Here is a 6710-nt window from a genome sequence, read left to right on the forward strand (position 1 = left end):
CCCTCGGACGCCTCCGGCTCATGGGCCGCGGCGCAGGACCCGGTGGCCGCGAAGGGCGCACAGCAGCCCGCGCCCGCCGCCGCGGCCGTTCCGCCGCAGGGGCGGCCGGTCGACGACGGCGCCACGAACGGCCGCGGGGCGATCAGCGTGCGGACGCTGGGGCAAGGCGTCCCGTTCGCGCAGCAGGTCGCCGAACAGCAGCGCGCCCGCGCCCAGCAGGTGCCACAGCAGCCGCACCAGCAGGCGCACACGTCCGGCGGCGGCGGCGGGCGGCGCCGGAAGCTGGCCGCGCCTCCCGCGGAGGACCCCACGCCCCCGTCACCGTCACCGTCTCCGTCCTCCGCTCCGGCCGCGCCGCAGGCTCAGGTTCCGGCGCCCCAGAGGCCCGTACCGCCGCCCCCGGCCCAGGCCCCCTCATCCGCATCCGCGCCGGGTCAGACACCGGTCCCGCCGCACGCCACCCCCGCGGCGCAACCGCACCCGCAACACCCGCAGCCCCACCCGCAGCCGCGGTTCGGCGGCGCGGGCCAGGGCCGCGCCTATGCCATAGGCGCCCCGGCGGAGGGCAGCGAGGGCCCGGAGCCGCTGGACGGTCCGAACGGCGCGGTCGAGGTGGCGCACCAGCCGCCGCCGATGGACGACGAGCTGCCGCCCGAGCCGCTGGACAACCCGCGCCGACTGCTGGTGTGGCCGGCGCCCGACGCCGCGACCCAGCAGGCGCTCAGCGAGCGCGGCTACCGGCCGGTCGTCGTGCATTCGCGTGAGGAGGTCGACGCGCAGATCGCGGCCTTCCCCGCCGCGCTCTTCGTCGACCCGCTGACCGGCCCGATCACCCGTACCGCCCTGCAGTCGCTGCGTCAGGCCGCGGTGGCCGCCGGGGTCCCGGTCCTGGTGACGGCGGGGCTCGGGCAGGCGACGCGCGAGGCGGCTTACGGCGCCGACCCGGCCGTGCTTCTGAAGGCGCTCGCACCGCGTGACAGCGAGCAGCACCCGCCGCGCGTGATGCTGATCGAGGAGCACGCGGAGATCGCGATCGCCCTGACGTCGACGCTGGAGCGGCGCGGAATGCAGGTGGCCCGCGCCTCGAACGACGAGGAAGCGGTCGTACTGGCCGGCCAGATGCGGCCGAACCTGGTGGTCATGGACCTGTTGCAGGTACGCCGCCGGGGGACCGGCATCATCGACTGGCTGCGTGCGAACGGGCTGCTCGACCGCACGCCCCTGGTCGTCTACACCGCGGCCGACATAAACCAGTCGGAACTGCACCGGCTGGCCTCCGGCGAGACGGTGCTGTTCCTCGCGGAGCGCGCGACCAGCGAGGACGTGCAGGTGCGCATCGTGGACCTGCTGGCGAAGATCGGCGCCAGCTGACGCTGGAGCGGACGCGTCCGTGCGGTGAGTGCCCGCGGGCGCACGGGCGCACGGGCGCACGGGCGCACGTGTCATGAGGGAAGGGCCCCGCACCGTTCGAATCCTTTCGGATCCGGTGCGGGGCCCTTCCTGGTCATCGGCCCATGCGGGACGGACGGGAGAACGAGCCGGAGCCGGGCGGGCCGGGCCGGAACCAGGCCAGCCCGGAACCGGGTCAGAACCGGCCCGGAACCGGCTGGAGACGGGTCAGAGCTGGGTCACATCCAGCTCACCGGCCGCGTACTGCTTGCGCAGCACCTTCTTGTCGAACTTGCCGACGCTGGTCTTGGGGACCGCCGGGATCACCGTCCAGCGCTCCGGCACCTGCCACTTGGCGACCCGCTCGGCGAGGAAGGCCCGGAGGTCCTCGTATCCGACGGTGGATCCGTCCCTCAGGACGACGGTGGCGAGCGGCCGCTCGCCCCACTTCTCGTCGGGAACGGCGACGACGGCCGCCTCGGCGATGTCCGGGTGGGCCATGAGCTGGTTCTCCAGGTCGACGCTGGAGATCCATTCACCGCCGGACTTGATGACGTCCTTGGCCCGGTCGGTCAGGGTCAGGAATCCGTCGGGGCTGATGACGCCGACGTCGCCGGTCTTGAGCCAGCCGTCCTCGCTGAACTTGTCGGCGGGGCGCATGGGCTCCCCGGCGGCTCCCCCGTAGTACGCGCCAGCGATCCAGTTCCCGCGGACCTCGAGCTCACCGGCCGACTCGCCGTCCCAGGGCAGGATGTCGCCGGCCGGGCCGACCAGCCTGGCCTCGACACCGGCGGGGAAGCGGCCCTGGGTGATGCGGTACGGCCACTCCTCCTCCACCGTGAGACCGGCCGGCGGGTTCGCCATCGTTCCCAGCGGGGAGGTCTCCGTCATGCCCCAGGCGTGACAGAGCCGCACGCCCAGCTTGTCGTACGCCTCCATCAGGGCGGGCGGACAGGCGGCGCCACCGATGGTGACCTGCTTCATACAGGAGATGTCCCGCGGGTTGGCCGTGACCTCGGCGAGCAGTCCCTGCCAGATGGTGGGAACGGCCGCGGCGTGCGTGGGGCGCTCGCGCTCGATCATCTCGGCAAGCGGCGCGGGCTGGAGGAAACGGTCCGGCATCAGCATGTTGAGGCCGGTCATGAAGGTGGCGTGCGGCAGCCCCCATGCGTTGACGTGGAACTGCGGGACGACGACGAGGGTCGTGTCGGCGTCGGTGAGGCCCATCGACTCGGCCATGTTGACCTGCATCGAGTGCAGATAGATCGAGCGGTGGGAGTAGACGACGCCCTTCGGGTCGCCCGTGGTGCCCGAGGTGTAGCACATGGCGGCGGCCTGGCGTTCGTCCAGCTCGGGCCACTCGTAGGTGGTGGGCTTGGCGGCGATGAGCTCCTCGTACTCGTGGACCTGCGGGCCCACACCCTCCAGCACCGAGCGGTCACCGGGTCCGGAGACGACGACGTGCTCGACGGTGGTGAGGTGGGGGAGCAGCGGGGCGAGCAGCGGCAGCAGGCTGCCGTTGACGATGATCACCCGGTCCGCGGCGTGGTTGACGATCCACACCAACTGCTCCGCGGGGAGACGCAGATTGAGGGTGTGAAGGACCGCGCCCATGCACGGGATCGCGAAGTACGCCTCGACGTGCTCGGCGTTGTTCCACATCAGGGTCGCGACGCGCTCGTCGCCGTCGACTCCGAGGTCCTCGCGCAGCGCGTGCGCGAGCTGTGCCGACCGCGCGCCGATCTCGGCGTAGCTGCGGCGATGCGGTTCGCCCTCACCGGTCCAGGTAGTGACCTGCGACTTTCCGTGGATGGTAGACCCGTGGGTCAAGATCCGCGAGATCAGCAGCGGGACATCTTGCATCGTGCTCTGCACCGGGGGCCTCCCCATTCAGCGCGCCATTACGCGAGGGTAATTTCCCGGCGATTGTGCTGGCATACCATGCGGTATGTCGAGACCTAGTTCGCAAATGAGCGAATCTGCTCCCCGTCGGCGCGGGTGAATCGGCGCTGGGCAGGGCCGGGGCAGGGTACGGCCGGGCGCGGGTAAGACCCGGCGCGGGTACGGCCCGGCGCGGGGTACGGGCGTACGCGGGCGGCGGAGGGACCGGGCGTAGGGACCCGGACGACGGCGGCCTACGCGGCGCTGCCCAGCTCGGGATCCTCCCGCAGCTTGCCGAGCGCCCGTGAGACGGCGCTCTTGACCGTCCCGACGGAAACACCGAGCACCGCGGCGGTCTGCACCTCGCTCAGGTCCTCGTAGTACCTGAGGACGACCATCGCACGCTGACGGTCCGGCAGCCTCATCACCGCACGCCACATCGCGTCGCGCATGGCCTGGTGCTCGGCGGGATCCGCGGCCGGGGCCGTCTCCGGCTCGGGAAGTTCCTCGCAGACGAACTCGTCGACCTTGCGCTTGCGCCACTGCGACGTGCGGGTGTTCAGCAGCGCCCGGCGCACATAGCCGTCGAGCGCGCGGTGGTCCTCGATACGGTCCCAGGCGACATACGTCTTGGTGAGGGCCGTCTGAAGCAGGTCCTCGGCATCACTGGGGTTCGCGGTCAGCGAGCGCGCGGTGCGCAGCAGCACCGTCCCGCGGGCTCGTACGTACGAGGAGAACGAGGGGTAGTACGTCGGTCCTGCGGCCCCCGTCGCTCCCTGAGAAGCGCTCATGCAGACAGGCGTGGTCATGGGCTCAACGCTAGGAGCGGGGCGGCTCGAGCGGATCGGCCGCAGGTCCCGAAGCCATGTCCCCCTCAGGTTGTAGGGCGGATGACGACCACACCTCCTGGAGGTGGAGGCATCGGCACGAGGGAGTAGGGGTCCGCCCCTACAGGTCCGGGGCATCCCGCCGGGGCACGGCGAGGAGCGCCCGGGCCCCGGCGCAGGCGGACGGCCGACGGGCACCCGCCTTCGGCTCGGCCCGGCCCGCATGCACACAGCCCGGGCCCAGCGGTGCGCCCGGCCCGGGCCCCGCGATGCGCTCAGCCCGGGCCGCGGCCCAGGACCAGCCCGGACGTGGGAACGCCCGTCCCCGCCGTGACGAGGACCCGCGCGGCATCCGCCACCTGGTTCACGGAGGTGCCGCGAAGCTGGCGGACGGCCTCCGCGATCCCGTTCATACCGTGCAGGTACGCCTCGCCGAGCTGGCCCCCGTGGGTGTTGAGCGGCAGTTCACCGGACGCGACGAAGTCCGCCGCCTCCCCCGGGCCGCAGAAGCCGAACTCCTCCAGCTGCATCAGCACATAGGGCGTGAAGTGGTCGTAGAGAATGCCGACGTCGATGTCGGACGGGGTCATTCCGCTCGTGCGCCACAGCTGTCGGGCGACCACGGCCATCTCGGGCAGGCCCGTCAGCCCGTCCCGGTAGTAGCTGGTCATCTGTTCCTGGGCCCGACCGGCGCCCTGCGCGGCGGCGAGGATCACGGCGGGCGGACGCGGCAGGTCGAGTGCCCGCTCGACGGAGGTGACCACGAGGGCCTGGCCGCCGTCGGTCTCCTGGCAGCAGTCCAGGAGCCGCAGCGGCTCGACGATCCAGCGGGAGGCGGCGTGATCGTCGAGGGTGATCGGGCGCCGGTAGAAGTACGCGGCGGGATTGGTGGCGGCGTACTTCCGGCCGGTCACCGCGACCCGGCCGAAGACCTCGGGGGTGAGACCGTGGACGTGGAGGTAGCGCTGCGCCGCCATGGCGACCCAGGAGGCCGGGGTGAGCAGGCCGAACGGAAGCGACCAGCCGAGCGCCGCGCCCTCCGCCGAGGGCTCGCGGTGCTGCACCCCCGAGCCGAAACGGCGGCCGGAGCGCTCGTTGAACGCGCGGTAGCAGACGACGACTTCGGCCACGCCTGCGGCGACGGCGAGCGCGGCCTGCTGAACGGTGGCGCAGGCAGCGCCGCCTCCGTAGTGGACTCGGGAGAAGAAGGACAGCTCCCCGATCCCGGCGGCCTGGGCCACCGTGATCTCGGGGCTGGTGTCCATTGTGAAGGTGACCAGGCCGTCGACGTCCGCTGGTTTCAGGCCGGCATCGTCCAGGGCGGCCCGGACCGCTTCCACGGCGAGTTTCAGTTCGCTGCGCCCGGAGTCCTTGGAGAACTCCGTCGCCCCGATCCCGGCGATCGCGGCCTTCCCGCCGAGCCGGTCGGCGCCGCGCAGGCTCATGACGCGTCCCCGGAGGCCGCCCGGGTGGCTCCAGGGTCGCCAGGGTCACCAGGGTCTACGAGAACTCCCGGAAGGAAGACGGTGACGATCCCGGTGACATGGCTGCCGAGGGAGTTGGCCCCGGTCACCCGCACCTGCGCGGTCACGCCGCCGGTCACTCCGCCGGGCGGGCCGCCCGCGGAGCCTCCCGCGGAGCCGCCGGCCGTTGGCGCCGGAGGCGCCGCGCCCTTCGGGGACGGCGCGCCATCCGCGGGGCCGTCGCGGTATCCGTCGGAGGCAGGCCCCGAGGCGGCCTCCACGGAGGTGACGCGGCCGGTGAGCACCAGTGTGTCCCCGGGGTAGCTGGGCACGCCGAGCCGGATCGCGACCCGGCGCAGTACGGCGGCCGGACCGAGGTAATCGGTGATGTACCTGCCGACCAGCCCATTGGTGGTCAGGATGTTCATGAAGATGTCCGGCGAGCCCTTCTCCCGCGCGGCCTCGGCGTCATGGTGGACGTCCTGGTAGTCGCGCGAGGCGACGGCCCCGGCGACGATCAGTGTCCGGGTCACCGGTATCTCCAGCGCGGGGAGTTCCTCGCCCGCCCACAAGGGGCCCGCTCGGTGGCCGGTGGGGGTCTTCCCGGCCGGACGGCGGGCGGCCGGTTCGTCCCCGGTCGGCGTGAGATCCATGTCAGGCCTCTCCCCCTCCCCGGAAAACCGGCAGTTCCAGCTCCTCGTCGACCTGCTGGAACTCCAGCCGCACCGGCATGCCGATCCGCACCTTGTCGTACGGGACCCCGACCACGTTGCTGATCATCCGCACGCCCTCCGCCAGTTCGATCAGCCCCACCGCGTACGGCGGGTCGAAGGCCGGGAAGGGCGGGTGGTGCATGACGACGTACGAATGGACCGTGCCCTCGCCCCTCGCCTCGACGGTGTCCCACCGCGACGATCCGCAGGCGTTGCACCCAGGCAGCCAGGGGAAGCGCAGGGTGCCGCACGCGACGCACCGCTGGATCAGCAGACGGTGATCGGTGACCCCCTCCCAGAAACCTGCGTTGTCCCGGTTGATCACCGGTCTCGGCCGCCGCGCGGCCCCTGGCCATGCCTCCCCGGCCCTGGTTCCCCCAGCCCTGTTCTTCTCGGCCGTTCCCTCCTCGGCCTTGTTCCCCTTGGCCCTGTTGTCC

The 6710-nt window shown here is 72.3% G+C and carries 5 protein-coding genes and 1 pseudogene; 1 reads left to right on the forward strand and 5 read right to left on the reverse strand.

Features of this window, described 5'->3' with window-relative positions; all coding sequences use genetic code 11:
- The coding region (locus GUY61_RS32180) for a PleD family two-component system response regulator (protein ID WP_166633861.1) at positions 1-1371 on the forward strand (1371 nt) is incomplete at its 5' end.
- Between the two features lie 246 nt (positions 1372-1617).
- Here the strand turns inward: GUY61_RS32180 and GUY61_RS32185 are convergent.
- The 5 genes and pseudogenes from GUY61_RS32185 to GUY61_RS32205 form a co-directional block, all read right to left on the reverse strand.
- The gene (locus tag GUY61_RS32185) at positions 1618-3264 is read right to left on the reverse strand and encodes a long-chain fatty acid--CoA ligase (protein ID WP_166633862.1); all 1647 of its coding nucleotides are present in this window, start codon (positions 3262-3264) and stop codon (positions 1618-1620) included.
- A 260-nt stretch (positions 3265-3524) separates the two neighbouring features.
- Positions 3525-4079 carry a SigE family RNA polymerase sigma factor gene (locus tag GUY61_RS32190; RefSeq protein WP_166633863.1) on the reverse strand — a complete coding sequence of 185 codons (555 nt, stop codon included), beginning with the start codon at positions 4077-4079 and terminating at the stop codon, positions 3525-3527.
- 293 nt (positions 4080-4372) lie between these two features.
- Positions 4373-5542, reverse strand: coding sequence for a lipid-transfer protein (locus GUY61_RS32195; RefSeq protein ID WP_166633864.1), 1170 nt, complete (start codon positions 5540-5542; stop codon positions 4373-4375).
- Between the two features lie 293 nt (positions 5543-5835).
- Positions 5836-6132: pseudogene (locus GUY61_RS40750) on the reverse strand (MaoC/PaaZ C-terminal domain-containing protein); the annotation flags it as partial.
- Positions 6133-6214: 82 nt separating this feature from the next.
- On the reverse strand, positions 6215-6710 hold a 496-nt coding region (locus GUY61_RS32205), incomplete at its 5' end, for a Zn-ribbon domain-containing OB-fold protein (protein ID WP_166633866.1).

Origin of the sequence: Streptomyces sp. GC420, from assembly GCF_009916105.1 — a bacterium.
Lineage (GTDB): Bacteria > Actinomycetota > Actinomycetes > Streptomycetales > Streptomycetaceae > Streptomyces.

Excerpts from the sequence above, each read along its gene's own strand:
- GUY61_RS32190 (WP_166633863.1), bottom strand. The coding sequence starts at position 4,079 with ATGACCACGCCTGTCTGCATGAGCGCTTCTCAGGGAGCGACGGGGGCC.
- GUY61_RS32195 (WP_166633864.1), bottom strand. The coding sequence starts at position 5,542 with ATGAGCCTGCGCGGCGCCGACCGGCTCGGCGGGAAGGCCGCGATCGCC.